General features: G+C 64.9%; 25 protein-coding genes, 2 tRNA genes and 1 pseudogene. 20 read left to right on the forward strand and 8 right to left on the reverse strand.

Translation table 11 applies throughout. The annotated features are described in order from the left end of the window. The first annotated feature begins 35 nt into the window (after nucleotides 1-35). Together mutT and MXAZACID_RS02815 are read left to right on the forward strand one after the other, a co-directional pair. Entirely contained in the window at nucleotides 36-1,046 is a 1,011-nt protein-coding gene (gene mutT, locus MXAZACID_RS17620) for an 8-oxo-dGTP diphosphatase MutT (RefSeq protein ID WP_008492541.1), read from the forward strand. Beyond that, nucleotides 1,043-1,807: a molybdopterin-binding protein gene (locus MXAZACID_RS02815; protein WP_008492542.1), complete on the forward strand. Its 765-nt coding sequence runs from the start codon at nucleotides 1,043-1,045 to the stop codon at nucleotides 1,805-1,807. The genes mutT and MXAZACID_RS02815 overlap by 4 nt, the downstream gene beginning before the upstream one ends. Before the next feature lie 180 nt (nucleotides 1,808-1,987). Here MXAZACID_RS02815 and MXAZACID_RS02820 read toward each other — a convergent pair whose 3' ends face one another. From MXAZACID_RS02820 to MXAZACID_RS02830, 3 genes are all read right to left on the reverse strand, one after another. Beyond that, nucleotides 1,988-2,857, reverse strand: a complete 870-nt coding sequence (locus tag MXAZACID_RS02820) for a LysR family transcriptional regulator (protein WP_008492543.1) — start codon at nucleotides 2,855-2,857, stop codon at nucleotides 1,988-1,990. Continuing rightward, on the reverse strand, nucleotides 2,857-3,393 hold the full coding sequence (locus MXAZACID_RS02825) for a peroxiredoxin-like family protein (RefSeq protein ID WP_008492544.1): 537 nt from the start codon (nucleotides 3,391-3,393) through the stop codon (nucleotides 2,857-2,859). The genes MXAZACID_RS02820 and MXAZACID_RS02825 overlap by 1 nt, the downstream gene beginning before the upstream one ends. Nucleotides 3,394-3,620: 227 nt before the next feature. Next, nucleotides 3,621-3,899: a hypothetical protein gene (locus tag MXAZACID_RS02830; RefSeq protein ID WP_008492546.1), complete on the reverse strand. Its 279-nt coding sequence runs from the start codon at nucleotides 3,897-3,899 to the stop codon at nucleotides 3,621-3,623. 174 nt (nucleotides 3,900-4,073) lie between these two features. On the opposite strand from MXAZACID_RS02830, the gene MXAZACID_RS02835 reads away from it, so the two are divergent. From MXAZACID_RS02835 to MXAZACID_RS02845, 3 genes are read left to right on the forward strand one after another with little or no spacing between them, the layout of a single operon-like run. Next, on the forward strand, nucleotides 4,074-4,661 hold the full coding sequence (locus tag MXAZACID_RS02835) for a cytochrome b/b6 domain-containing protein (RefSeq protein ID WP_008492547.1): 588 nt from the start codon (nucleotides 4,074-4,076) through the stop codon (nucleotides 4,659-4,661). Beyond that, nucleotides 4,658-5,368, forward strand: coding sequence for a molybdopterin-dependent oxidoreductase (locus MXAZACID_RS02840; RefSeq protein WP_008492548.1), 711 nt, complete (start codon nucleotides 4,658-4,660; stop codon nucleotides 5,366-5,368). The genes MXAZACID_RS02835 and MXAZACID_RS02840 overlap by 4 nt, the downstream gene beginning before the upstream one ends. After that, nucleotides 5,365-6,042, forward strand: a complete 678-nt coding sequence (locus MXAZACID_RS02845) for a thioredoxin family protein (RefSeq protein WP_008492549.1) — start codon at nucleotides 5,365-5,367, stop codon at nucleotides 6,040-6,042. Before MXAZACID_RS02840 ends, MXAZACID_RS02845 begins: the two co-directional genes overlap by 4 nt. A gap of 75 nt (nucleotides 6,043-6,117) precedes the next feature. On the opposite strand, the gene MXAZACID_RS02850 is transcribed toward MXAZACID_RS02845, so the two are convergent. Further along, nucleotides 6,118-8,715 (reverse strand): penicillin-binding protein 1A, encoded by a 2,598-nt coding sequence (locus MXAZACID_RS02850; protein WP_008492550.1) that lies wholly within the window; start codon nucleotides 8,713-8,715, stop codon nucleotides 6,118-6,120. Between the two features lie 61 nt (nucleotides 8,716-8,776). After that, entirely contained in the window at nucleotides 8,777-9,571 is a 795-nt protein-coding gene (locus tag MXAZACID_RS02855; RefSeq protein WP_008492551.1) for an N-acetylmuramoyl-L-alanine amidase, read from the reverse strand. 188 nt (nucleotides 9,572-9,759) lie between these two features. On the opposite strand from MXAZACID_RS02855, the gene MXAZACID_RS02860 reads away from it, so the two are divergent. From MXAZACID_RS02860 to MXAZACID_RS02880, 5 genes are all read left to right on the forward strand, one after another. Beyond that, nucleotides 9,760-9,837: transfer RNA gene (locus tag MXAZACID_RS02860), tRNA-Pro, on the forward strand. A 276-nt stretch (nucleotides 9,838-10,113) separates the two neighbouring features. Next, on the forward strand, nucleotides 10,114-11,343 hold the full coding sequence (locus tag MXAZACID_RS02865) for an MFS transporter (protein WP_008492552.1): 1,230 nt from the start codon (nucleotides 10,114-10,116) through the stop codon (nucleotides 11,341-11,343). 108 nt (nucleotides 11,344-11,451) lie between these two features. Further along, nucleotides 11,452-12,360 carry a CPBP family intramembrane glutamic endopeptidase gene (locus MXAZACID_RS02870; RefSeq protein ID WP_168118374.1) on the forward strand — a complete coding sequence of 303 codons (909 nt, stop codon included), beginning with the start codon at nucleotides 11,452-11,454 and terminating at the stop codon, nucleotides 12,358-12,360. Nucleotides 12,361-12,370: 10 nt separating this feature from the next. After that, entirely contained in the window at nucleotides 12,371-13,144 is a 774-nt protein-coding gene (locus MXAZACID_RS02875) for a Crp/Fnr family transcriptional regulator (RefSeq protein ID WP_008492554.1), read from the forward strand. Nucleotides 13,145-13,210: 66 nt separating this feature from the next. After that, entirely contained in the window at nucleotides 13,211-13,918 is a 708-nt protein-coding gene (locus MXAZACID_RS02880) for a CBS domain-containing protein (RefSeq protein ID WP_008492556.1), read from the forward strand. A 71-nt stretch (nucleotides 13,919-13,989) separates the two neighbouring features. Here the strand turns inward: MXAZACID_RS02880 and ccmB are convergent, their stop codons facing one another. Then, a complete protein-coding gene (gene ccmB, locus MXAZACID_RS02885) occupies nucleotides 13,990-14,634 on the reverse strand; it encodes a heme exporter protein CcmB (RefSeq protein WP_008492558.1) in 645 nt (214 codons plus the stop codon). Continuing rightward, nucleotides 14,631-15,197: a heme ABC exporter ATP-binding protein CcmA gene (gene ccmA / locus MXAZACID_RS02890; protein WP_008492559.1), complete on the reverse strand. Its 567-nt coding sequence runs from the start codon at nucleotides 15,195-15,197 to the stop codon at nucleotides 14,631-14,633. The genes ccmB and ccmA overlap by 4 nt, the downstream gene beginning before the upstream one ends. 90 nt (nucleotides 15,198-15,287) lie before the next feature. On the opposite strand from ccmA, the gene acnA reads away from it, so the two are divergent. Continuing rightward, a complete protein-coding gene (acnA, locus tag MXAZACID_RS02895; protein ID WP_008492560.1) occupies nucleotides 15,288-17,975 on the forward strand; it encodes an aconitate hydratase AcnA in 2,688 nt (895 codons plus the stop codon). A 155-nt stretch (nucleotides 17,976-18,130) separates the two neighbouring features. On the opposite strand, the gene MXAZACID_RS02900 is transcribed toward acnA, so the two are convergent. Further along, nucleotides 18,131-18,205: transfer RNA gene (locus MXAZACID_RS02900), tRNA-Val, on the reverse strand. Between the two features lie 249 nt (nucleotides 18,206-18,454). Here MXAZACID_RS02900 and MXAZACID_RS17625 point away from each other — a divergent pair. The 9 genes and pseudogenes from MXAZACID_RS17625 to MXAZACID_RS19100 all read left to right on the forward strand — a co-directional run. After that, nucleotides 18,455-21,448, forward strand: coding sequence for a PAS domain-containing sensor histidine kinase (locus tag MXAZACID_RS17625; RefSeq protein ID WP_008492561.1), 2,994 nt, complete (start codon nucleotides 18,455-18,457; stop codon nucleotides 21,446-21,448). 41 nt (nucleotides 21,449-21,489) lie between these two features. Beyond that, nucleotides 21,490-22,239 carry a YebC/PmpR family DNA-binding transcriptional regulator gene (locus MXAZACID_RS02910; protein ID WP_008492562.1) on the forward strand — a complete coding sequence of 250 codons (750 nt, stop codon included), beginning with the start codon at nucleotides 21,490-21,492 and terminating at the stop codon, nucleotides 22,237-22,239. Further along, a complete protein-coding gene (gene ruvC, locus MXAZACID_RS02915; protein WP_008492563.1) occupies nucleotides 22,239-22,793 on the forward strand; it encodes a crossover junction endodeoxyribonuclease RuvC in 555 nt (184 codons plus the stop codon). The genes MXAZACID_RS02910 and ruvC overlap by 1 nt, the downstream gene beginning before the upstream one ends. After that, on the forward strand, nucleotides 22,790-23,383 hold the full coding sequence (gene ruvA / locus MXAZACID_RS02920; protein ID WP_008492564.1) for a Holliday junction branch migration protein RuvA: 594 nt from the start codon (nucleotides 22,790-22,792) through the stop codon (nucleotides 23,381-23,383). Before ruvC ends, ruvA begins: the two co-directional genes overlap by 4 nt. 67 nt (nucleotides 23,384-23,450) lie before the next feature. Continuing rightward, on the forward strand, nucleotides 23,451-24,479 hold the full coding sequence (gene ruvB / locus MXAZACID_RS02925) for a Holliday junction branch migration DNA helicase RuvB (RefSeq protein ID WP_039884673.1): 1,029 nt from the start codon (nucleotides 23,451-23,453) through the stop codon (nucleotides 24,477-24,479). 93 nt (nucleotides 24,480-24,572) lie between these two features. Then, nucleotides 24,573-24,968: a YbgC/FadM family acyl-CoA thioesterase gene (locus MXAZACID_RS02930; RefSeq protein WP_008492566.1), complete on the forward strand. Its 396-nt coding sequence runs from the start codon at nucleotides 24,573-24,575 to the stop codon at nucleotides 24,966-24,968. Between the two features lie 13 nt (nucleotides 24,969-24,981). Next, nucleotides 24,982-25,698 (forward strand): protein TolQ, encoded by a 717-nt coding sequence (gene tolQ / locus MXAZACID_RS02935; RefSeq protein ID WP_026440056.1) that lies wholly within the window; start codon nucleotides 24,982-24,984, stop codon nucleotides 25,696-25,698. After that, nucleotides 25,699-26,130 (forward strand): protein TolR, encoded by a 432-nt coding sequence (tolR, locus tag MXAZACID_RS02940; protein ID WP_008492568.1) that lies wholly within the window; start codon nucleotides 25,699-25,701, stop codon nucleotides 26,128-26,130. It abuts the gene before it with no gap. A gap of 21 nt (nucleotides 26,131-26,151) precedes the next feature. Continuing rightward, a pseudogene (locus MXAZACID_RS19100) lies at nucleotides 26,152-26,348 on the forward strand (hypothetical protein); the annotation flags it as partial.

Consider the following 26,348-nt stretch of genomic DNA (forward strand, 5'->3'; position numbering starts at 1 on the left):
CGGGAAGATCAACTGCGGGTTACACTGACTTCAGCATGCCTGATCTCCTCGATTCGCTGATGCCCGGGCTCGCATTGCCGCCAGGTCCGGTGCTGCGCACCACGCGTCTCACCCTGCGCCCGCTGCACGGGGGGGATGTCGCCGCCTTTCATCGTCTCATCAATGACTGGGACATCTGCCGGCGCGTGCCGGACGCGCCTTTTCCCTACCCCGCCCTCCAGGCGGCGGAATGGGTGCAGGCGGCGGGGGCGGACCGGGCAGCCGGCCGGGCCGAGCAATTCGCCATCACCGATGCAAGCAGTGACGAGCTGCTGGGCTGCGCCGGACTGAAACTCTCCAAGGACCGTAAATCCGCCGAGCTGGGCTACTGGATCGGCCGCGCCCATTGGCGCCAGGGCTACGCGCTGGAGGCGGTGCGCCGGCTCACCGAATGGGCTTTCGCCAGCCTGCCGATCACCCATCTCTCCGCCGTGGTGGCGGCGGATAATGACGGTTCGCTGGCGCTGCTGCGCAATCTCGGCTTCACCAAGACCCATAACGGCCACCGCGTCTTCTCCTGCCGCCCCGGCGAGAAGCTGCCGGTGAAGCATTTTACCCTGGCCCGTGAGCTGCCGCAGGACGCCAAGGCGGCCCCGCCCGAACAGGCGGCGAAAACCTTGCTGGTGGTCGCCGCCGCCTTGATCGACGCGCAAGGGCGCATCCTGCTGGCCCGCCGGCCGGAGGGCAAGAAGATGGCCGGGCTCTGGGAATTCCCCGGCGGCAAGCTGGAGCCGGGCGAGACTCCGGAAGGCGCGCTGGCCCGCGAGCTGCGCGAGGAGCTGGGGCTGGAGACCGACCCGAAGGATTTCGCCCCCTTCGTCTTCGCCTCCCATGCTTATGACAGTTTCCATCTGCTGATGCCGGTGTTTCTCTGCCGGCGCTGGCAGGGCGAGCCGCGCGGCCGCGAGGGGCAGAAACTCGCCTGGGTGGCGCCGCCGGATCTGGCCGAATACCCGATGCCCGCCGCCGACCGTCCACTGATACCGATGTTGAGGGATTTTCTATGAACGACGCACAAGCCGGCAACCCCACCGCCGCCATCCTGATCATCGGCAATGAGATCCTTTCCGGCCGCACCCAGGATGTGAATGTGCAGTTCATCGCCCAGCGCCTGGCCGCCCTGGGCATCAGGCTGCAGGAGGTGCGGGTGGTGCCCGACATTGCCGCCCGCATCATCGGCGCGGTGAACGAGCTTCGCGCCGCCTACACCATGCTGTTCACCACCGGCGGCATCGGCCCGACCCATGACGACATCACCAGCGAATGCATCGCCGCCGCCTTCGGCGTGCCCTGGGAGCTGCATGAGGAAACCGACCAGGAGATGAAGGCCCATATGGGCGAGCGCTACAACGAAGCCCGCCAGCGCATGGCGACGATGCCGCGCGGCGCCGTGCCGATCAAGAACGAAGCCAGCATCGCGCCGGGCTTTACCATGGGCAATGTGCATGTGATGGCCGGGGTGCCGCGGATCATGCAATCCATGATGAAGACGCTGGAAGCCACCCTGCCGCGTGGCGAGGCGATCCAGATGCGCGCCGTGCACGGCATGGGGGTGATGGAAGGCGGCATCGCCGCCGGGCTGGAGGCGATCCAGGAGGCGTTCCCGCAGCTCGATCTCGGCAGCTACCCGTTCAAGCGCGATGGCGGCTGGGGCGTTGCGCTGGTTGCCAAGGGCACCGACCTGCCGGCCATCGAGGCGGCGATTATTCAAGCCACCGACCTGATCCGCGCCCAGGGCGTGGAGCCGGTGCAGGGCGAGCCGGGCTGACGACTGGTCTGGTTGAACCGGGACATCGAGCTTTTTTGCTTTGATCCTCTGATTTTTATTTTGACGTGCAATTTCATGTGTTTATCTTGACGCTGCCGGGTCAACCTCAACATATATTGCTCTGATAAAGCGCCTCATCCTTTTGGCGGCGGCGACTTTGCCGCCTTCGCCTAAATATTTTTACGCAAACGCATTCGCCCGGCAGAGCCGGATAAACCCCATCGCCGCCTGATGCAGCGGCCGGCCGGCGACGGCGGTGAGCAAAATCTGCCGGGTCAGATCCGGCTCCACGAAGTCCCGCGCCGCCAGAGACGGGGAGATCGCCGCACGGTCGGAGAGCAGGGCCACGCCCAGCCCGGCGCGCACCAGCTCCTGCATCTGTCCCAGCCCGGCGCGCAGGCGCTGGGTGCGCAAAGGCGGTTCCGCCAGCCGCGCCAGCGCCTCGCCGAAATTGCCGCATTCATCGCTGAGCAGCAGGGTTTCGCCTGCCAGATCTTCCAGGCCGCACTGGTTTTTGCTGGCAAGCGGATGGGTTTCCGGGCAGATCAGCCGGGGGGTGTCGGTGAAGACCGGCCAGCGATTCAGCCGCTCGGGCAGCGGCGCGTCGGCGGGGAGCAGGGCGCAATCCAGCGCGTCGGCCAGCATCGCATCCACCAGCGTACCGCATGGCGCCTCGGAGAAATGGATTTCGGTGCCGGGCAGCACGCGCAAAATCTCCGCCACCGCGCCGGTGATCGGCGTGGCCGGGATGCCGGGGCCGAGCCCGATGCGCAGGCTGCGCGGGGCCGGGTTCTGATGGGCGCGGGCGAGCGCCTGCGCGGCCTGGGCGGCCTCCACCATCGTCTCGAAATGCGGGCGCATCTCCTGGCCCAAAGCGGTCAGGCGGGTGAGGGTGCGCTCGCGGAAAATCAAGGCGCCGCCAAGCTCTTCCTCAAGCTTCTGGATCGCGCGGGAGAAGGCCGGCTGGGTGACGTTGCAGGCCTCGGCGGCACGCGAGAAATTCAGCGTCTCGCACAAGGCCAGAAAATAGCGGACCTGGGTGAGTTCCATCAGCGCAGGCCCGCCAGCGCGTCCAGAATGGCCTCTGGCTCCGGCCATTTGGTGAAATCCATATCCACGAAGCGCCGGGCGATGCGCCCATCCGGGGTGATGATGAAAATCGCCGGCACTGGCAGGCACCAGGCGGCATTGCCGTGGCGCAGCTCCATATCCAGCCCGGCGGCGATCAGCCCGGCGCGGTAGAGGGGGGGAATCCGGTACACCACCCCGGCCTGCAGCCCGACGCCGAAATCCACATCGCACAGCACGTCCAGCCGGCCGCCATGGCGGGTTTGCAGGGCGGCGGGCAGGGGGCCTGTTTCAGGGGTAAGGGCAAGCAGCGAGGCGCCCATGTCGGCGATGCGCGGCATCGCCTCGGCCAGGGCTTCGAGCATCAGCTTGCAGAAGGGGCACCAGGTGCCGCGGAAAAATCCCAGCACTACCGGCCCGTGGCGTAACCGCCCGTTGAGCGAGACCAGCCCGCCCTGCGCATCCGGCAGCATGAAATCCGGGAAAATGGCCCCTTCGGGCAGGATCAGCTCCGCCATGCCGGCCGCTTCGAGGGTTTCGACAAGCTGCCGATAAGACGCATCCCAGACCGCATTTTCACGCCGGCTTGCGCGCAGACTATCCAGCTTCTGGGTCAGATCGCCGATGGTCGGCCTCCTGGGTGGCGTGGGGTATTATGTATTGAGAGTGACGCCGGAGCGTCAAGAAGACATGGGCGTCCCCATTCCGGCGCCCCACGCCAAGGCGTGAGGCGCTGTGCTGGCGATTACTGGCTGTTGCTGCTGTGGCCCATGCTGTTATTGCCCATGCTGTCATGGCTCATGCCGTTGCCCATGCTGTCCTGGGTTTTGGTCTTGCCCATATCATCATGCTGCATCGCATTATTGCCCATGCTGTCATGGCTCATGGCGTTGTTGCCCATGCTGTCGTGGCTCATGGCGTTATTGCCCATCGTATCATGGCTCATGCCGGTGCTGGTCTGGGCGAGGGCGGCGCCGGCCATGGAAAGGGACATGGCAGCGGCGAAAGCAAGTGAACGCAACATCGAAATTCTCCTGTGGGTGAGGCCGGAAGATCCGGTGCCCCTGAGATGGCCCATTCACGACCGGCTGCGCCAATGCCGTTGAGGCATGAACTCGATGCCTGAATCAACCGCATCCAGGCCGGCATCTATGGCGTATAAGGCTGTACGTTTTCAAAACCGAACGGAGTGCCGGCCATGCGTGCGCGCGTCATCCATCCCTGGCCCTTGCGGCTGACCCACTGGCTCAACGTCATCGCGATGGTGATGATGATTGGCTCCGGCTGGCAGATTTATAATGCCTCGCCCTTGTTCAATTTCAATTTCCCCGTCGGCATCGGCGCCTGGCTGGGGGCGGGCATCGCCTGGCATCTGGCGGCGATGTGGCTGCTGGTGCTCAACGGGCTGATCTATCTGGTCTGGAGCCTGGCCAGCGGGCATTACAGGAAATTCTTCCCCATCCGGCCGCGCGCGGTGCTGGCGGATCTGGGGGCGGCGTTGCGCTTTAACCTCAAGCATGAGCGCGGGGTTTATAATGCCGTGCAGCGCCTGCTGTATCTGGGCGTGCTGCTGGCCGGGCTGCTGGCGGTGCTCTCGGGGCTGTCGATCTGGAAGCCGGTGCAGCTCTGGTTCCTGTGTGATGCCTTTGGCGGGTTTTTCATCGCCCGTTACGTGCATTTCTTCGCGATGACCGGGATCTGCCTGTTCATCCTCATTCATCTTCTGCTGGTGGCGCTGGTGCCGAAAACCTTGCCGCCGATGATCACTGGAGGCCGTCTGCCATGATCCAACGCCGTTCATTGCTGCTGCGTGCCATGGCGCTCGGCGCCGCCGCCCCGCTCGGGGGCTGCAATTACGAGGATCCGGCGCATCCGGACCTCGCCGATAAATTCCTGCATGCGATGTCCGCCTGGAATGACCGGGTGCAGGAGGCTCTGTTCGACCCGCGCACCCTGGCGCCCACCTTCCGGCCGGACCAGATCACCCGGCCGCCGCGCTTCAACGCGTTCTATTCCATCGACCAGGCGCCGGTCGTCGATGCCGCCAGCTATAAGCTGGAGCTGGGCGGGCAGATCCAGAGCAAGACCGGCTGGAGCCTGGCCCAGCTGCGCGCCCTGCCGCAGCATGAGCAGATCACACGCTTCGTCTGCGTCGAAGGCTGGCGGGTGATCGGGCAATGGTCGGGCGTGCGCTTGAGCGATTTCCTGGCGCATGTCGGCGCGGATACCAGCTGCAAATATGTCAGCTTCAAATGCGCCGATGGTTATTACAGCTCGATCGACATGCCCTCCGCCCTGCATCCGCAGACCATCCTGGCGCTGGATTTCCTGGGCCAGCCACTCACCGCGCCGTTCGGCGCGCCGGTGCGGCTGCGCATTCCCATCAAGCTCGGCTTCAAGAACCCGAAATCCATCATCCAGCTCGCCGTCACCAATGTCTATCCGGGCGGCTATTGGGAGGACCAGGGTTATAACTGGTTCAGCGGCTCGTGAGGGCGCATCGTCTGGCGCTGGCCGCCGCCTTCGCGCTGGCCGCGTCGCCGGCCTTTGCCCGTCCGGTGCTGGTGGAGCTGTTCACCTCGCAATCCTGCTCCTCCTGCCCGCCGGCGAATGCGCTGCTGGGCGTGCTGAAGGCGCAGGATAAGGATATTCTGCCGCTGAGCTTCGACGTGACCTATTGGAACGATCTCGGCTGGAAGGATACCGATTCGCTCCCCGGCGCCACGGACCGGCAGGATTGGTATGCCGGCCTGCGCCACAGCACCGAGGTTTATACGCCCGAGGCGGTGGTGGATGGGCAAAGCCAGCTTGTCGGCAGCCATGCGGCGGAGCTGCGCGCGGCGATCAAATCCGCCAAGGCCGCGCCCGCGGGGAATGTGGCGATCGGCATTTCCGGGCAGGATCAGCTCGGCATTTCGGTGGCCGCCGGCAAAGGCACCGGCTCGGTGCTGCTGGTTGGCTATGACGACCAGCACCGTACCCATGTCGGCGCCGGGGAGAATGGCGGGGTGCTGATCACCGAGGTGAATGTGGTGCGCGCCATGGTGCCTCTGGGCGCCTGGTCCGGGGCCGCGTTGCAATTGCGGGCGCCGCGCCCGGTAGGGCAGCATGTCGCGGTGATCCTGCAGGGCGCCGACGGCCATGTGCTGGGGCTGGCGGCGCGCTGATTTGCCCGCCGGAGTCGCTCATCGGGCAAAGAAAAACCCGCCTCATGGCGGGTTTTTCTTTGGGGAGATCCGGGATCAATAAAGGCCGCCCAGAGATTTCTCGACCGTGGAGGGCGTGGCCGGCGTGCCGGGGGCAGCTTGCTGGCCGGGGGCGGTCAGGCTCGGGGCGCCGCTCTGGCTGTTATCCATGCCGCCGCCGAGCAGGCCATTCTGGTTCTGTGCGCCGGGGCTCTGGCCGGGTTTGAAGGCTTCCGTCACCATCTGCCCGTTCGGCTCGGGCACTTGCTGCAGGGTCATCCCGGGCGGGGTGGCGAAATCCAGATCCGGCTGGCCCTTGAGCGCCACCTTCATGAATTCGTTCCAGACCGGGCCGCAGACATTGCCGCCGGTCTCGTTGTTGCCCAGGCTGGTCGGCGTGTCGAAGCCGGTCCAGCAGCCGGTGACGATGCCCGGCGTGTAGCCGATGAACCAGGCATCGTTGAAATCGTTGGTGGTGCCGGTCTTGCCGGCGACAGGCTGGGAAATGCCCTTCACCGCCGGAACACCGGTGCCGCGCAGCACCACGCCCTTCATCATCACCTGCATCTGATAGGCGGAATCCGGATCCGCCACCTGCTGGCCGGTCTGGGTCAGAACCGGGGGCTGGTCGGGGTTGCCATTCACGCAATTGGCGCATTGCTCGCCGGGCGCCTGATAGAGCACCGTGCCATCCGGGTTGGTGACGCTGTCGATCAGGCTGGGTGTGACCATCCGGCCGTAATTATCGATGGTCGCATAGGCGGCGACCATCTTCCACAAGGTCGTGTCGATGGCGCCGATGGCCGACGGGTAATAAGGCGGCATTTTATCGACGATGCCGAAATCCTGGAAGGTTTTGGCGATCGCCGGCAGGCCGATCTGGCGCGCCAGATGCAGCGTCGCCAGGTTGAGCGACTGCTCCAGCGCATGGAAGATCGGCACCGGGCCTTCGAAGGTCAGCTCATAATTGCCGGGGCGATAGACGGTGCCATCCGGCAGGGTCTGCACGAAGGGGCCGTCAAGTACCTGGGCGTCGGGCTGGATGCCCTGTTCCATGGCGGTGAGATAGACCAGCGGCTTCACCGAGGAACCCGGCTGGCGCTGCGCCTGGATGGCCCGGTTGAAGGGGCTGACATTATGGCTCCAGCCGCCGACCATGGCCAGCACCCGGCCGGTGCGCGGATCCATCGAGATCAGCGCCGCCTGGACCAGCGGGATCTGCTCCAGGGACAAAGCGTTGAGGTCGCCGGAGACCATCACCACATCGCCTTCATGCAGCACCTGGGCGGTGGAGCTGGGATGCGCGCCGGGATGGCCGTTCACCAGCGGGCGGGCCCAGCGCATATTGGCGATCGGCAGCGTGCCGATGCCGGGCTTGCCGTCCGCCGGGTCGAGCGTGCCGATGCGCGCGCTGGGGCCGCTGGCGGCGAGGACGATGCCAAGCCGCCAGCCCTCGCGCATGCCTTGCGGGGTGGATTGCTTGGCCAGCAGCTTCTGCCAGTTATCGGCCAGATCCGGCGTCGCGAGATGGTTCACCAGCCCGTGCCAGCCGCCATAGATATGGTCGTAATCCTCCAGCCCGTTGCGCACCGCCGTGGTCGCGGCCTGCTGCAGCGTCGGGTTGAGGCTGGTGCGCACGATCAGCCCGCCGGTATTCACCGCGTCGGCGCCGAATTTCTGCACCAGCTGGGCGCGCACCGCATCGGCGAAATAGCCGCCATTCACCAGATCCTGGCGGGCCTGCCCGGCTTTCGGCAGCAGCGGCTCGGCCTGCGCGGCCGTGGCCTGGTCCTGGGTGATGACGCCATCGGCCAGCATCCGGCCGATGATGAAATTGCGCCGCTGCAGCGAATCGGCGGGGTGGAGGAAGGGGTTGTAGTTGGTCGGCGCCTTCGGCAGTGCCGCCAGCGTCGCCGCCTGGGCGATATCGAGCTGGGAGAGCGGCTTGTCGAAATAGGTCTGCGCGGCGGCGGCGACACCGAAGGAATTCTGCCCGAGATCAACCTCGTTCAGATACAGCGTCAGCACCTGCTGCTTGCTCATCGCCTGGCTGACGCGCATCGCCAGCAGCGCCTCCTTAATCTTGGTGGCGAAGGTGATGTGATTATCCAGCAGCATGTTCTTCACCACCTGCTGGGTGATGGTGGAGGCGCCGATGGGCCGCCGGCCGGAGCCGATCAAGGTGATGTCGGTCAGCCCGGCGCGCACGATCGCCGCCGGATTGATCCCCGGCTCCACCCAGAACAGCCGGTCTTCCGCCGAAATAAAGGCGTTCTGCACGACTTTCGGGATCTGGTCGTAGGACACATAGATGCTGTGCTGCGTGCCCATTTCCGCCAGCAGCTGGAAATTCGAGGTATAGACGCGCGATTCCAAAGGCGGCTTGTAGGTCTTCAGGCTGTCGATGCTGGGCAGGCCGGAGGAGAAATACAGGAAGCCGCCACCCGCCACGACGATACCGGCGATGATGACGACAAATGCCAGTCTATAGACGCTGGAGACGCAGAACGCGAAAATTTTGCCGATCAGGCCGCGGGGCTTGCGGGGCTTCGGCGCGCGCGGGTCCCGGGGCGGTTTTGGCCGTTGCGGGGCCTGCGGGCGGCTCGGGCGCGCCAGCCGCTCGCCGGGCGTGAAATCGTCATTCTGATCGGACATGCGCGGCTCTTAGCACCTTGTTTTATGGCCCGCGAGAGAGCCGAAATGACAGCTTTGCAATTCAGCCGGCCATGCGCCCGCCGGCCGGGCCGGTGAAATAATGGTCCACCGCGCGGGTGAGCTTCGCCACCAGCTGGCGGCGCTGGCGCAGGTCGCGCAGGCGCCGTTCATCCTCTGCATTGCTGAGGCAGCCCATCTCCAGCAGCACGGAGGGGATGGAGGGGTCGCGCAGCACCGCGAAATTGGCGCTGCGCTTGGGGTCGGGCAGCAGCGGGATGTCGCCGGCAAGCGAGCTGGCGATGTCGTTCTGGAAGGTGGCGGAGCCGATCTTGGTGGCGCGTGTTTCCAGGCTGGCCAGGATATTCGCCACTTGCGGGGACACGCCGGAGGGGCCGGCGCTGGGGCCGTCGGCGCTGTTTTCATCCGCCGCCACCGCCGCCGCCAGCCGGTCGGAGGCCTTGTTGGACAAGGTGAACACCGAGGCGCCGCGCAGATCCGATTCGGGCAGATGATCGCAATGCATCGAGAGGAACAGATCCGCCTTATGCGCCAGCGCCAGATTGACGCGCCCCTCCAGCGTGATGAACTCATCGCTGCTGCGGGTCATCGCGACGCGGTAGCGGCCGGTCTCCAGCAAAGCGTGGTGGAATTCCAGCGCCGTGGCCAGGGTAATGGTCTTTTCATAATAGCCGTCGGGGGCGATGGCGCCGGGATCATGCCCGCCATGGCCGGGATCCAGCATGATCAGCGGCTTCTGCATGGCGGCGCGGGCCGGACGGGAGAGGGCGGCAAGCCCGGCGGCGCCGAGTCCCAGGCGCAGAAAGTCACGGCGTGTGGGGTCGCAAATCAGGCACATGCGTGTGGTCCTACCATCCGGCTTTCAGTTTTGGCTATGACTCATTGATAATCAGCCGGTTTTAGCGCGAGAAACGTAACCGCTTTATGTCCGCTTCTGGGTCGGCATGTGGCGCCGCACCAACATCTCACCGATCTGCGGGAGGGGGCTTGCGGAAGTTTTCCGGCTTGGCTATAGGCTCGCCGCATCGGAGTGTAGCTCAGCCTGGTTAGAGTACTGTGTTCGGAACGCAGGGGCCGGAGGTTCGAATCCTCTCACTCCGACCAAATTTTCTCTCAGACATTTTAATCTTTGTTCTTGGTAGAATTTAATTTTCTCCAGGTGCGGTCACGCTTTTCTGGCGTTTTTTTCACGTGCGTGGGCGAAATGATGCTGCGCTGCAGTATAGTGCGTTAAAAATTCCAAAATTCATAAAAAACTTTCCTTGAAGCAATTGCCTCCGAAAAATCTCTGCCCCATAGATGCTCTATTGTACCGGAGCGTATCTGGCGAAAGTTTTATTTTGCCGGTTTGCATGGGATGACATTTTGGAAGGAAACGACATGTCGGGGACCTCGGCTATCGATATCAGGCGGGCGCGTAATGCCGTTGTGGCCGCTTTCTTGGGCTGGACGCTGGATGCGTTCGATTTCTTCATTCTGATCCTCACCCTCGATAACGTCTCCAAGGCGTTCGGCGTCACCATCGGCTCCGTGGCGTTCTCGATCACCCTGACGCTCGGCACCCGCGCCATCGGCGCCTTCGTGTTCGGCCGGCTGGGGGATATTTACGGCCGCAAGCCGATCCTGATGCTGGTGATCGTCCTCTATTCCTTCTTTGAGGCGATGACCGGTTTCGCCTGGTCCTTCGTGTCCTTCATGGTCATCCGCACCTTGTTCGGCATCGCCATGGGCGGCGAATGGGGCCTGGGCTCCTCGCTGGCGATGGAGACGATCCCGGATCGTTGGCGCGGCTGGGTCTCCGGCCTGCTGCAGGCGGGCTATCCGTTCGGCTTCTTCCTGGCCACGCTGCTGTTCGATTTCGGCATGCAGCCGCTGGGCTGGCGCGGCATGTTCTTCGTCGGCGCGCTGCCGGCCCTGCTGGTGCTCTACATCGCCACCCAGGTGGAAGAGAGCCCGGCCTTCGAGGCGATGAAGCATCGCCCGACCAAGGTTTCCATCGGCACGGTTCTGCGCAAGAACATGAAGCTGGTTGTCTATGGCGTGTTGATGATGGCCGCCTTCAACTTCTTCTCCCACGGCACGCAGGACATTTACGTCAAGCTGTTCCTGGGCAAGCAGCTGCACTTCACCCACAGCCAGATGGCCAATGCCGGGCTGATCTTCAATGCCGGCGCGATCATCGGCGGCATCCTGTTCGGGTTCCTGAGCCAGAAAATCGGCCGCCGCTACGCCATCATCGGCGCCTGCTGCGTCTCGCTGCTGGCCCTCTATCCCTGGTCGCATGGTTCGGATTTCACCACCATCGCCATCGCCGCCTTCTTCATGCAGATCGGCGTGCAGGGTGCCTGGGGCGTGGTGCCGGTGCATCTGAACGAGCTCTCTCCGTCCGAAATCCGCGGCACCTTCCCGGGCTTCGTCTATCAGCTGGGCAATTTCGTCGCCTCCTTCAACGCGCCGATCCAGGTTGGCATGGCGATGAGCCATGGCGGGGATTACGGCTATGCGCTGGCGGTGGTCGGCGGTGTCGTCGCCGTGGTGCTGATCCTGCTGATGCTGTTCGGGCCGGAAGCGCGCAACGTCTCGATGACCCACGCGACCCTTCCCGAGTAATCTCGATGCCTTGGGCCGGTTGCGGCCCTTGGCAAGCTGCTTCCGAAAAGGGATGCTTCCGCGAGGGAGCATCCCTTTTTCTTTGTCGGAGGGGCGATGGCGGCTTGGATGAGCAGAGCAGGCCAAGGGTGGTTGCGCGGACCGGCGGGGGTGCGCGCCGGCTGGCGCGGGCTCGCCTATCTGTTGATCGCCCTGGTGCTGGTCGCGGTCGAAATCGCCGGGCTGGCCTGGCTGAAGCCGCCCTGGGTGAGGCCGACGGCGCTGCTCACCCCGCGCATCATCCTGCTCAACGAGGTTTTGCTGCTGGTGCCGATCTATCTCGCCAGCCTGGCCATGGCCCGGGCCGAGGGGCGGGAGGTCGCCGCGTTCGGGCTGCGCCAGCCGCGGCCCGTTCGCGCGCTGGCCGGGGGGCTGGCGGCCGGTATCGCCGTGCTTTCACTGCTGATCGGGCTGCTTTGGGGCGGCGGGCTGGCGCGGATCAGCTTGCAGGGGCTGGGGCTGGCGGCGTCTCTGGCCAGCCTGGCGGCGTGGCTTGGCGTCTCACTGCTGGTCGGCGTGACCGAGGAGCTGGGGTTTCGCGGCTATCCTCTGGTCGCGCTGGCGCGCGGCATCGGCTTCTGGCCGGCGGCGCTCCTCACCAGCCTGGTGTTCGCGCTGCTGCATGTCAGCAACGGGGGTGAGAGCGTGTTCGGCATCCTCAACGTGTTCGGCGCCGGGATGATTTTATGCCTCGCCCGTCAGCGCACCGGCGGGCTGTGGTGGCCGATCGGCTTTCACACCGGCTGGGATTTTGCCCAGAACGTGATCTTCGGCACCCATGATAGCGGCCAAGGCTGCGCCGGGGCGCTGCTCAGCACCCTGCCGGTTGGGCCGGCCTGGCTCTCCGGCGGGCTGACCGGCCCGGAGGGCAGCGTGATCGGTCTGGGGGTGGAACTTGCTGTTGCGCTGACGATTTTGCGTCTCCTGCCGGCCCGCCGGGATGATTTTGATATGGATCAACGCGGTCCCAGCGGGTAATCATCCCTGCATGAGTTCCTTCGGCAAGATCGCCTCGCTGCGCCACCCGGTCTCCATCAATCTGACCGAGCGCCCGGCCGCTTCCGCCTGTGATGATTGCGGCGCGCGCCATATGGGGCTGTGCGACGCGCTTTCCGATGATGAGCTGGTGTTTCTCTCCCGGGCGGCGCAGCGCGTGACTTTTCAGGCCGGCAAGCTGTTCATGGAAGAGGGCGAGCCGGCGCAGTATTTCTACAACATGAATGCCGGCACGGTGCGGCTGTTCAAGGCGCTGCCGGATGGGCGCCGGCAGATCACCGGCTTTGCCACGGCCGGCCATTTCATCGGGCTGGCGTCGCTGGAAACCAACATGGTCTCGGCCGAGGCGATCGAGACCGTGCAGCTCTGCCGGTTCTCGCGCGCCAATCTGCGCGCCATGTTCACCGAATATCCGGCGCTGGAGCGCAAGCTGCTGGATGTGGCGATGCATGAGCTGGTGCTGAGCCAGCAGCAGATGCTGCTGCTGGGCCGCAAGACCGCGCTGGAACGCATCGCCAGCTTTCTGATCGGCTGGGCGCAGCGCCAGGAGATTTGCGGGGCCGGCAAGCTGCCGCGCCCGGGGGCGAAACTGACCTTGCCGCTCTCGCGCACGGATCTGGCGGATTATCTCGGCCTGACCATCGAAACCGTCTCGCGCTCGCTCAGCCAGCTGAAAAAGGACGGGCTGATCGAGATCCCCAGCATTCACGAGATCATTCTGCAACGGCCGCAAGCCTTGGAAAACATCGCCGAAGCCGCCAATTGACAAGCATCAAGGCGCGCGCAAGCGTCTCCTGCCAGGAATAAGGTAGGCTCTATTCAGGAGGATGCCATGAATGTTTCCGAAGTGATGACGCGCAACGCGCTTTCGGTACAGCCGCGCACCAGTGTTGCGGATGCGGCGCGGATCATGCTGGCCAACCATGTCAGCGGCCTGCCGGTTCTGGACGAGGCCGGGGTGCTGGTGGGCGTGGTGACGGAGGGGGATCTGCTGCGCCGGGCCGAGATCGGCACCGAGGGCAGCCCGGCGGGCTGGCTGAAGGCGCTGCTGCAGCCGGCTTCGGTGGCGGCGGATTATGTCGCCACCCATTCCCGCCATGTCAGCGGGGTGATGACGCATAGTCCGATTTTCGCGACGCCAGAAATGTCGCTGGGTGAGGTCGCGCAGATCATGCTGCGCAAGCATATCAAGCGCCTGCCGGTGCTGGAGGATGGCAAGCTGACCGGCGTGGTCAGCCGTGCGGATCTGCTAAAGGCGCTGACCGCGAAGCTGATCGAGACCCACCCGGAGGTGCGGACGGATGCGGAGATTCTGGCCTATATCAGGGCGGAGATCGCCAAGGCCAACTGGGCGCCGAAAGCTGGCTTGCGGATCAGTGTGAAGGATAGGGTGGTGATGCTGGATGGCACCATTTTCTCGGATGAGGAGCGCCAGGCGGTGGTGTGCATCGCCGAGAACGCGCCGGGCGTCGAGGATGTGCACGACAAGATGACCTTTGTCGATCCGGGATCGGGCCTGTCTTTCCCGGCGACGGCCTGAAGTTATAAAAGTTTTTGGGGGTGTGGGGACTTTTTCCAAAAAGTCCCCCCGTCTTGCTTATTTCATCTTGCTTATTCCGCCGCGGCGCGCAGCGCCAATCCCGTCCCCAGCGGCGCCAGCGGCAGGGCCGCCAGCAGCATCGCGAAAATCATATAAAACGCCGCCGCCGGATGCGGGCTGGTCGCGGCGGCGGTGCCGAAGATCAGGCTCGGGATCATCAGCGGCAGCGTGATCAGCGGCATCAAAATCGCCCCGCGCCGCGCCCCGGTGGTGAGTGCCGCCGCCAGCGTGCCCAGCAGCGAGAAAATCAGCGTCCCCGGCAGCAAGGTTGCCAGCAGCACTGGCAGTTTCTCGCCCGGCAGGCGCAGCATCACCGCCAGCGGCCCGGCGATGATCAGCAGCGGCAGCCCGGTGGTCAGCCAGTGCACAATCGCCTTGGCGGCGGCGATCAAGGACGCCGGTTGGCCGGAGAGCAGCAGCAGGTCCAGCGTGCCATCCTCGAAATCCGGCCCGAACAGCCGCTCCAGCGGCAGCAAGGCGGCCAGCAGCGCGGTCACCCAGACCACGCCCGGGGCGATGCGGCCCAGCACCACCGGGTCCGGCCCCGCCCCGAAGGCGAACAGCGTACCGGCGATAACGAAAAACAGCAGGGCGGCCATGCTCTCGGCGCCGTGTCTTATAGAAAGGCGCAGCTCCCGCGCGATCAGCCCGATCATAGCGCCAGACCCTCTGTGCCGGGCAGTTCGATCGGGGTATGGGTGCTGGCGATGATCATGCCGCCTTTCGCCAGCTGGGCGGCGCAGAGCCCGAGAAACTGGTCGATGGAGGCGGCATCGAGTCCCGTGGTTGGCTCATCGAGCAGCCAGAGCGGCTTCTCCGCCGCCACCACGCGGGCGATGGCGAGCCGGCGCTTCTGCCCGGCGGAGAGGAAACGCGCCGGCAAAGCCTGGAATTTTTCCAACCCCACGGCGGCGAGCGCGGACGCTGGCACATGCTCGCCGGCGGTCAGCGCCGGTTTCACCGCATCCTGGTGGCCGAGCCAGGCGATGCGCTGGGCATGCGCCTCGCGGTCGGCGAAGGCGGGCAAAGCGTCCCAGAACAGGTCACCCGCGGCCAAAGGGGTGAGCCCGGCGATGGCGCGCAGCAGGCTGGATTTGCCCGCGCCATTCGCCCCGCGCAGCAGAAGCATGCCGCCAGGGCGAAGCTCGAAGCTCAGACCCTGCTGAACAAGGCGATCTCCGCGGAAAATGGCGAGTTTTTGGGCAGTGAGCAGGTGCAAAAATCCTTGGTCACGGAATGGACGGGCGGGTACGGCTATGGTTTAAGCCGGTCCAAATCACAAGCGGCAACTGCAGAAAGGTTGAGCCCCATGACAGCGATCGGCCACGATAGCCTGGAAACGAAGAAAACCCTGACCGTTGACGGTAAGTCCTACGAGTATTTCTCGCTTCCGGCCGCGGCCGCCAAGCTGGGCGATATTTCGCGCCTGCCGAAGACGCTGAAGGTTCTGCTTGAAAACGTGCTGCGCTTTGAAAACGGCGGCAGCTACACCCAGGAAGACGCCAAATCCATCATCGCCTGGCAGGAAAAGGCGTCCTCCACCAAGGAAGTGCCGTTCAAGCCCGCCCGCATCCTGATGCAGGATTTTACCGGCGTGCCGGCGGTGGTGGATCTGGCGGCGATGCGCGACGGCATTGGTCGCCTGGGCGCCGCCCCGGAGAAGGTGAACCCGCTGATCCCGGTGGATCTGGTGATCGATCACTCGGTGATGGTGGATTACTCCGCCTCCCACGACGCGCTGCAGAAGAATATCGACCTCGAATTCGAGCGTAACGCCGAGCGTTACCGCTTCCTGCGCTGGGGCCAGGAAGCGTTCAATAATTTCCGCGTGGTGCCGCCCGGCACCGGCATCTGCCACCAGGTGAATCTGGAATATCTCGCCCAGGTCGCCTGGACCTCCGAGAATGGCGGCAAGACCTATGTCTATCCGGACACGCTGTACGGCACCGACAGCCACACCACCATGGTCAACGGCCTGGGCGTGCTGGGCTGGGGTGTTGGCGGCATCGAAGCCGAGGCCGCGATGCTGGGCCAGCCGATCGCCATGCTGATCCCCGACGTGGTCGGCTTCAAGCTGACCGGCAAGCTCTCCGAGGGTGTCACCGCGACCGATCTGGTGCTCACCGTCACCCAAATGCTCCGTGCGAAGAAGGTCGTCGGCAAGTTCGTCGAGTTCTATGGCGAAGGCATGGCCGATATGGCGCTGGCGGACCGCGCCACCATTGCCAACATGGCCCCGGAATATGGCGCCACCTGCGGCTTCTTCCCGGTTGACGAGGTCACGCTGGACTATCTGCGCCTCTCCGGCCGCGACGAGCACCGCATCAAGCTGGTCGAGGAATACACCAAGGCCCAGGGCCTGTGGCGCGACGCGCATGAGCCGGTCTTCTCCGACACGCTGGAACTGGATCTCTCCACCGTCATGCCCTCCCTCGCCGGCCCGAAGCGCCCGCAGGACCGCGTGCTGCTGAAGGAGGCCGCCTCGGCCTTCAAGTCCGAGCTGACCAAGAGCCTGGGCGTGACGGCCGATGCCGTTGCGGCGAAGGGCGCCGTCGCCGGGACCAATTACGAAATCACCCATGGCGATGTGGTGATCGCGGCGATCACCTCCTGCACCAACACCTCCAACCCGTACGTGCTGGTCGCGGCCGGCCTGGTGGCCCGCAAGGCCCGGGCGCTGGGCCTGGCGCCGAAGCCCTGGGTGAAGACCTCGCTCGCCCCCGGCAGCCAGGTTGTCACCGATTATCTGAACAAGTCCGGCCTGACCGAGGATCTGGATGCGATCGGGTTTGAGACCGTCGGCTATGGTTGTACCACCTGCATCGGCAATTCCGGCCCGCTGGCCGACCCGATCGTGGATGCGATCGAGAGCAACAAGCTGGTGGCGGTGTCCGTGCTCTCCGGCAACCGCAACTTCGAGGGCCGCGTGCACCCGAATGTGCGCGCCAACTATCTGGCCTCGCCGCCGCTGGTGGTCGCCTATTCGCTGTTCGGCAATATGCGCGAGGATATCACCACCGCGCAGATCGGCACCTCCAAGGACGGCAAGCCTGTGTTCCTGAAGGATATCTGGCCCTCCAACAAGGAGATCCAGGATATCGTCGGCAAGGTGCTGACCCGCGAGATGTTCCTGGAGCGCTATTCGGACGTGTTCAAGGGCCCGGCCGAGTGGCAGGCCATCGAAGTCACCGGCGGCACCGACACCTATGCCTGGCCGTCCGGCTCCACCTATGTGAAGAACCCGCCTTACTTCCAGGACATCACCCCGGAGATCAAGCCGGTGAGCGATATCCATGGCGCGCGGATCATGGCGCTGCTGGGTGACAGCATCACCACCGACCACATCTCGCCTGCCGGCAACATCAAGAAATCCTCTCCGGCCGGTGTGTTCCTCTCCGAGCATCAGGTGCAGCAGAAGGACTTCAACTCCTATGGCTCGCGCCGCGGCAATGACGATGTGATGGTGCGCGGCACCTTCGCCAATATCCGCATCAAGAACGAGATGATGGGTGGCGCCGAGGGTGGCAACACTAAATATTATCCGGGCGGTCAGGAAATGCCGATCTATGACGCCGCGCAGAAATACAAGAAGGATGGCGTGCCGCTGGTGGTGTTCGCCGGCCAGGAATACGGCACCGGCTCCTCGCGTGACTGGGCGGCCAAGGGCACCTTCCTGCTGGGGGTGAAGGCGGTGATCGCCGAGAGCTTCGAGCGCATCCACCGCTCCAACCTGGTGGGCATGGGCGTGCTGCCGCTGCTGTTCAAGAACGGCCAGACCCGCAAGAGCCTGGGCCTGACCGGCGAGGAGACCGTGGACATTGTCGGCCTCGACAAGCTGGCCCCGCGGATGGACATCAAGGCGATCATCACCCGCCCGGATGGCTCCAAGGAAGAGGTCGAGCTGCTCTGCCGCGTCGATACGGCGGACGAGGTCGAGTACTACAAGAATGGCGGCATCCTGCAGTACGTGCTGCGCGGCATGGCCAAGGCCGCCTGATTTCGCTTCCGGGGCACGGCATCAGCCGCGCCCCGGACGTAAAAATTCGCAAACGTTTTTGGGTGCAGCCTTTTTTCAGAAAGGCTGCATTCTTTTGTCCCGAAAACGCCAAAAGCCCCGGAGGGGCTTTGTGTAAGGCTTTGATTTTGAAGGAATGGTGGGCGCGACAGGGATTGAACCTGTGACCCTTCGCGTGTGAAGCGAATGCTCTACCGCTGAGCTACGCGCCCGGTGGGCGGGCTGATAATCTGCCCACAAGGCGCTGTCAATCACCTGACATAAACCATTTTGCGCCAGCCTTTCCGTATATCGCGGGGATCTCATGAAGCTTTCAGGGAAAATGTCAGAAAATTGAGGTTTTGCGGTCATCGGGTAGGCATGGAATAGTCGTGGGAATGGTGATGATTTCTTCACATCTGCCAGCTGACCCCGCCGGACGCGAGGGGGATTGCCTTGGGTTTCTCGCTCATGGCGGCGCAATGGGCGAACTGATCAGTGGATTCGACTGGGCACGGACATGTCTCGGCCCGGCCGAAGGCTGGTCGGCCGCGTTCAAGGCGCATGTCGCCACCTGCCTGCGGGTGCCGCAGCCGCTGGCGATTCTCGCCGGGCCTGAGGGGGTGGTGCTGTATAATGATCCCTGCATTCCCTTGATGGCCGCGCGCGGCGTGTCGATGCTGGGCTGGAGCGCGCGCGCCGTCTGGCCGGAACTGGCGGATATTGTCAGCCTCAGTCAGTTCGCGGATCAGGGGGCGGGGTTGCAGCCGATGACGGTCGATCTCGGCACCGTGCCCGACCAGGGGAGGCTGAGCGCGTTGTGCCTGCCCTTGATGGGGGATGCTGGGAAGGTGCTGGCGGTGTTGGCTGTCCTCAAGCTGGGACCGCAGGATGGGGCCGTCCTGCCGTCCGCCCCGACACAACTGCCGGCCCTGCGCCGCCTTGCCGAGGCGATGCCGGGCCAGGTCTGGACCGCGCGCCCGGATGGGCGGGTGGATTGGATGAATGACCGGCTGAAGGCTGCTTTGGCCGCGGATGGCGGCGAGGGTTGGCCTGGTTTGGTGCATGAGGATGATCGCAGCGCCATCGCCCGGCGCTGGGCCGAGGCGGTGGCGGCCGGCATCCCGTATCAGGCCGAAGCCCGGCTGCGGACGCCCGAAGGCACATATTTCTGGCATCTGATCCACGCCACCCCGATTCGCAGCGCCGGCGGCGCGGTGGAAGGCTGGGTTGGCAGCAATGTGAACATCCATGCCCGCAAGCTGGCCGAGGCCGAAGCCAGCGAGGCCCGCAACCGGATCTGGACGCTCAGCCGCGTCTATATGCTCACCTTCGATTCCCACGGCGTCATCCTGCACAGCAATCCGGCGATCGAGCGTGGGCTGGGCTGGCGCGAGCCGGAGCTGAGCGGGCGCAAGCTGCGCGCCTGCATCCATCCGCAGGATTACGTGGCGGCCCGCCAGGTCTTTGAGCGGCTGGCCAAGGGGGAGACGATCCAGGGCTTCGAGTGCCGCTGCCTGATGAAGGATGGGCATTACCGCGTGGTCGATTGGGAGGTGGTGCCGGATGGCGCGCTGAACCATGCGGTCGGGCGTGACATCACCGACCAGCGTGCCGCCCTGCGCATGCTGGCGCAAACCTGGGAGCTGTCGCCGGTGATGAAATTCATCACCGGGGCGGAGGGCATCATCGTCACCGTCAACCCCGCCTGGAGCAAGGTTCTGGGCTGGGATGAGGCGCAGAGCCGCGGGCGGATGCTGCAGGAGCTGGTGATGCCGGAGGATTGGGAACGGCTGCGCCGGCACCTCTATGATCCGGGCGCGGCGCGGCGCGGCGGCGAGATCAGCGTGGGCATGCGGGCCAGGGAAGGCGGGCGGCGGGAAGTGGTCTGGACCCATGTCGCCGAAGGCGGGCTGCATTACGGATTCGGACGGGACGTGACGGCCGAGCATGAGGCGGCGGCGGCGGCGGCGGCGGCGAGTGCCGAGCGCGAACAGATTTGGGTGTCCGCCAATGATCTGCTGGCGACGATGACGCCGGATGGCAGGCTGCGTTCGGTCAACCCGTCCTGGCGGCGGCTGCTCGGCTATGAGGAGGCGCGGCTGCTGGCGGCGCCGTTGCTGGAGCTGGTCCCAGCGGCCGACCAGCCCGCCGCCGCACGCGCCTTGCAGACGCTGCGCGCTGGCCGGCCGGTGCGCGATGCGGAATGGCGGATTCTCGACCAGGCGGGGCGCGCCGTGCTGGTTTCCTGGTCGGCGGACCCGCTGGATGGCGCCGTCTATGTTGTCGGGCGCGATGTCAGCGCCCAGCGCGAGGCGGAGGAGCTGCTGCGCCAATCCCAGAAGATGGAGGCGGTAGGGCAGCTCACCGGCGGCATCGCGCATGATTTCAACAATCTGCTGCAAGGCATCAGCGGCAGCCTGGAGGTGGTGGGCAAGCGGCTGCAGCGCGGCCAGCATGAGGGGCTGGAACGCTTCATCGAGCTGGCCATGGCCGCCGCGGACCGGGCGGCGGCACTTACCCAACGCTTGCTGGCCTTCTCGCGCCGACAGCCGCTCGACCCCAAGCCGGTGTCGGCGAACCCGCTGATCGGCTCGATGGAAATGCTGCTGCGCCGGACCTTGGGCGAGGCGGTGGAGCTGCGTCTCGCATTGCAGGATGGGCTGTGGACGACCTTGTGCGACCCCAACCAGCTGGAAAACGCCGTGCTGAACCTGACCATCAATGCGCGCGATGCGATGCCGGATGGCGGATGGCTGGTCATCGCCACGAAGAATACCGAGCTGGATGGGGCAGGGCTGGCCCGGCCGGGCGATATCGCATCCGGCGCCTATGTCTGCATCAGCGTCGCCGATAGCGGGCTCGGCATGGATGCCGCCACCTTGGCGCGGGCGTTCGAGCCGTTTTTCACGACCAAGCCGCTGGGGCAGGGCACCGGGCTCGGCCTGTCGATGATTTACGGCTTCGCCCGGCAATCTGGCGGTTTTCTGCGGATCGAATCCGAACCCGGTGCCGGCACCATCGTGCGGCTCTATCTGCCGCGCTGCCTGGAATGTGACGCCCCCACCGCGCAGGTCGCGCCGGAGCAGATCGCCTACGAGGCGACCGGCGAGAGCGTGCTGGTGGTCGAGGACGACGCGATGGTGCGCGGCTTGATCGTCGAGGTTCTGGGCACGCTCGGTTATGCCGCGCTGCAGGCCCAGGATGGGCCGCAGGGGCTGGAAATGCTGCAATCGCGCCGGGCGATCGATCTCTTGATCACCGATATCGGCCTGCCGGGGCTCAATGGCCGGCAGATCGCCGAGGCCGGGCGGCTGCTGCGCCCCAATCTGAAGGTGCTGTTCATGACCGGCTATGCCGAGAAAGCGGTGATTCAGGAGGGCGGGCTGGCGCCGGGCATGGAGATCATGGCCAAACCCTTCACCATGGACGCTTTGGCGGCCCGGCTGCGCGGGATGCTCGGAAACAGCGCTTAACAGCGCTTCCGGCCTGGCGCGGCGGATGCTAAAGCCCGCCCATGGCTGGACATTCACATGCAAAGAACATCATGCACCGCAAGGGCGCGCAGGACGCCAAGCGTGCCCGGATTTATGCCAAGCTGATCCGCGAGATCACCGTGGCGGCCAAGGAGGGTCTGCCCGACCCCGCCGCCAATCCCCGCCTGCGCGCGGGCATCGCGGCGGCGTTGAAGCAGAACATGACGCGCGATGCCATCGACCGCGCGATCAAGAAGGCCTCCGGCGCCGGCGGGACCGAGAACTACGAATCCGTGCGCTATGAGGGCTATGGCCCGTCCGGTGTCGCGATCATCATCGAGGCGCTGACCGATAACCGCAACCGCACCGCCTCCGTGGTGCGCGCCGCCTTCAATAAATCCGGCGGGGCGCTGGGAGAGACCAATTCCGTCTCCTTCATGTTCAACCGCCTGGCCGCGATCCGCTATCCGGCTTCGGCCGCCAGCGCGGATGCGATGCTGGAAGCCGCGATCGAGGCCGGGGCGGATGATGTGGTCTCCGACGAGGACGGCCACGAGGTGCAGGCGGCGGTGGAGAATTTTTTCGCGGTCCGCGACGCGCTGGCCCAGACCTTCGGCGATCCGGCGGAGGCCGGCATCGAATGGCAGCCGAACATGACGGTGACGCTGGACGAGGAAAAAGCCACGAGCGTGCTCAAGCTGATCGATACGCTTGAGGATGATGACGACGTGCAGAATGTTTACGCCAATTACGAGCTGCCGGACGAGGTTCTGGCGAAGCTCTCGGCGTAATGGACGCGCGCGGGGATGGTGGGGCGGCCGCGCGCAAAATAACAGGCGGGGCTGCCAGCGTTCGCATCCTCGGCATCGACCCCGGCCTGCGCTTTACCGGCTGGGGCGTGCTGGAGGCGCAGGGCAACCGGCTGGTGCATGTGGCGGATGGCGTCATCGCCACTGATGGCGGCGAGGATGTGCCGTTGCGGCTGAAGGATCTGGACGCCAAGCTGGCCGATTTGCTGGCGCGTTTTGCCCCGGATGAGGCGGCGGTTGAGGAAACCTATGTCAACCGCAACGCCACCGCGACGCTCAAGCTCGGCTATGCGCGCGGCGTGGCGCTGCTGGCCCCGGCACGGGCGGGGATTCCGGTGTTCGAATATGGCGCCAAGACGGTGAAGATGTCTGTGGTCGGCACCGGCAATGCGGAGAAGGAGCAGGTGGGGCTGATGGTGAAGCGCTTGCTGCCCGGCTCCACCCAGAAACGCGCCGATGCGGCGGATGCGCTGGCGGTGGCGATCTGCCACGCGCATCGGCGCTCGACCTCGAATGTCTGGAAGAGCCTGTCATGATCGCGAGGCTGCGCGGCATCGTCGATTCGATCGAGGACGGGCGCTGCGTCATCGATGTGAATGGCGTCGGCTATCTGGTGTTCTGCTCCTCACGCACGCTGGGCGCGTTGCCGGAGGGGCTGACGACGCTGCTGATCGAGATGCAGGTGCGTGAGGATGCGATCACGCTCTACGGGTTTTTCACTTCGGCCGAGCGGGAATGGTTCCGGTTGCTGACCACAGTGCAGGGTGTGGGCGCGAAGGTGGCGCTGGGCATTCTCTCTGCCTTGTCGCCGGACCAGCTGATCGGCGCGATTGCCGGGCAGGATAAGGGGGCGCTGACCCGGGCGCCGGGTGTGGGACCGAAGCTCGCCATCCGTATTCTCACCGAGTTGCAGAGCAAGGCGGGGGCGATGCCGGGCGGCGGGGCTGCGGCGCTGCCTGTTGCGGTGGCCAAGGGGGCGGCGGGCGATGCGCTCTCCGCACTTACAAATCTCGGCTATAAACGCCTTGAAGCCGAAGCCGCGCTGGCGAAAGCGCTGGAGGCGCACGGCGAAGATGCAAGCCTGGATGTGCTCATCCGCGCCGGCCTGAAGGCCTTGGCCAAGTGACGGCACTGGCCCCAAGAATCAAAAGTTTTTGGTGCAGCTTTTTTCAAAAAGCTGCAAATCCAACCCCATGAGCGACCGCATCACAGCCCCTGAGCGCCTGGCCGACGATAGCGGCGAAGCCTCGCTGCGCCCGCAGAGCCTGGAGGATTTCACCGGCCAGGCGGCCAGCCGGGAGAATCTGAAAATCTTCGTCGCCGCCGCGAAATCCCGCGGCGAGGCGCTGGACCATGTGCTGCTGCACGGCCCGCCGGGCCTGGGCAAGACCACGCTGGCGCAGATCGTGGCCCACGAGATGGGGGTGGGGTTCAAGGCGACCTCCGGCCCGGTGATCCAGAAATCCGGCGATCTCGCCGCCATTCTCACCAATCTGCAGCCCAAGGACGTGTTGTTCATCGATGAGATCCACCGGCTGCAGCCGGCGATCGAGGAAATTCTCTATCCGGCGATGGAGGATTTCCAGCTCGATCTGATCATCGGCGAAGGCCCGGGGGCGCGCACGGTGCGCATCGATCTGCCGCCTTTCACCCTGGTCGGCGCCACCACCCGCGCCGGCCTGCTCGCCACGCCGCTGCGCGACCGCTTCGGGATTCCGCTGCGGCTGGTGTTTTATACCCCCGACGAGCTGACCGGCATCGTCATCCGCCTCGCGCAGAAGCTGGGGATGAACCTGTCTTACGAGGGCGCCTACGAGATCGCCCGGCGCTCGCGCGGTACCCCGCGCATCGCCGGCCGGCTCACCCGCCGGGTGCGGGATTTCGCCACGGCGGCGAATGTTGCGGAAATTTCACAACAGCTCGCGGATGCCGCGCTGACCCGGCTGGATGTCGACCAGATCGGTCTGGACGCGATGGATATGCGCTATCTGAAACGTCTGGCCGAGCATCATAATGGCGGTCCGGTGGGGGTGGAAACCCTCGCCGCCGCCCTGGCCGAGGCCCGCGATACGCTGGAAGATGTTGTAGAACCTTATTTGATTCAGGAAGGTTTGCTGCTGCGCACCTCGCGCGGGCGGATGCTGGGCGAGCCGGGCTGGAAGCATCTGGGGCTTAACCCGCCACGCACTGGGCCGGATCTGCTTGACCTGCTGGACGAGTAATCCGCAACCGGAACGTGCGTCTGGCGAGATCATTGCGCCGCACTGCCACATTAAAACCTTTTTCAGCTTTAATCATGGGCTTGGAGCAGGATCTTGATCTATCGTTACACCACGCGCATCTACTACCAGGACACGGATGCCGGGGGCATTGTTTACCATGGGAACTATCTCGCCATCGCCGAGCGCGCCCGCACGGAAGCGCTGCGCGAGATGGGTGCGCCGCATGCCGAGATGGTGGCGCAATATGGAGTCATGTTTGTGGTGCATCGCGTCAATCTGCTCTATCAGCGCCCCGCAAGGATCGATGAGCTGGTGAGCGTGGAGACCGAATTCACTGAGATGCGCGGGGCCAGCGTTACACTACGCCAGAAATTCCTGCGAGACAGCGACTCGCTGGCCGTGCTTGAGCTCGGCCTGGGTTGCGCACGGGTATCCGATGGCCGGGCGACGCGAATTCCGCGCGATTGGGCCGCGCGTCTGAAATTTTGAACGGGGAAAGATAGTGGACCAAACGGTGTCTCAGGCGGCGATGGCCGCGCCGCAGGCAAATCTCTCGCTGCTGGGTCTGTTCCTGCATGCGGATGCGGTGGTGAAGCTGGTGATGATCATCCTGCTGCTCGCCAGCATCTGGGTATGGACGATCATTATCGAGAAGGTGATGACGCTGCGCCGCGTCAACCGCGAGGCCAATGCGTTCGAGGATAATTTCTGGTCCGGCGGCAGCCTGGATGAGCTGTTCGACCGTGAGGGCGCGGACCCCACCAACCCGATGGCCGCCGTGTTTGGCGCGGCGATGAGCGAGTGGAAGCGCACCGCGCGCATCGCCGGCACCGATATCGGCCGCACCGCGGTGAAGGAGCGCGTGGACCGCGCGATGAACGTGACCATCATGCGCGAGATGGAGCGGTTGGAGCGGTTCATGATCTTCCTGGCCTCGGTCGGCTCGGTGGCGCCGTTCGTCGGTCTGTTCGGCACGGTCTGGGGCATCATGCATGCCTTCTCCGCCATCGCCGCGATGCATAATACCGATCTCGCGGTGGTTGCCCCGGGTATCGCCGAGGCGCTGTTCGCCACCGCCATCGGTCTCGTTGCCGCGATTCCGGCGGTGCTGGCCTATAACAAGCTCTCCAACGATCTCTCCCGCTTCGCCGGGCGGCTGGAAGGGTTCGGCACGGAATTCTCCGCCATCCTCTCCCGCCAGACCGAGGAGCATAAGTAAATGGCGGGCGGGCTCATCGGCGGGCCGGGGGGCGGCAAGCGCCGCTACCGGCCGATGGCGGAAATCAACGTCACCCCGCTGGTGGACGTGATGCTGGTGCTGCTGATCATCTTCATGGTCACCGCGCCGATGATCACCTCCTCGGTGCAGGTGAACCTGCCGCAGGCCAATGCCAAGCCGGCCAATGCCGATTCCAAGCCGATCACCGTCACAGTGGACGACAAGGGCAAGGTCTATCTGAACAATAGCGAGATCCCGCTGAACAATCTGGTCAGCACCCTGCAGGAAGCCTCGAAGAACAATGCCGATCAGCGCATTTTCATCCGCGGTGACAAGCAGGTCGATTACGGCACCATGCTGCAGGTGATGGCCGATATCGTGCAGGGCGGGTTCACCAAGGTCTCGCTGCTGGCCCAGCAGCCCGGTCAATAAAGCCGGGCAGGGGAGTAACAAGTGGATCGCGATCTGCGCCGTAGCGCGATTGTTTCTGGCGTCATCCACGTGGCGATCATCATCGCCGCGATCGTGACGCTGCCCATGCAGCCGCTGAACACCTCGGCGGATGAGAGCGTGGACGTGGATCTGGTCGGCCCGACCCAGCCGCAGACGGCGCAGAACAAGGGCACCGTGGCCGCCCCCTCGGACCAGCC

This window comes from Acidocella sp. MX-AZ02 (genome assembly GCF_000306035.1).
Taxonomy (GTDB): Bacteria; Pseudomonadota; Alphaproteobacteria; order Acetobacterales; family Acetobacteraceae; genus Acidocella; species Acidocella facilis.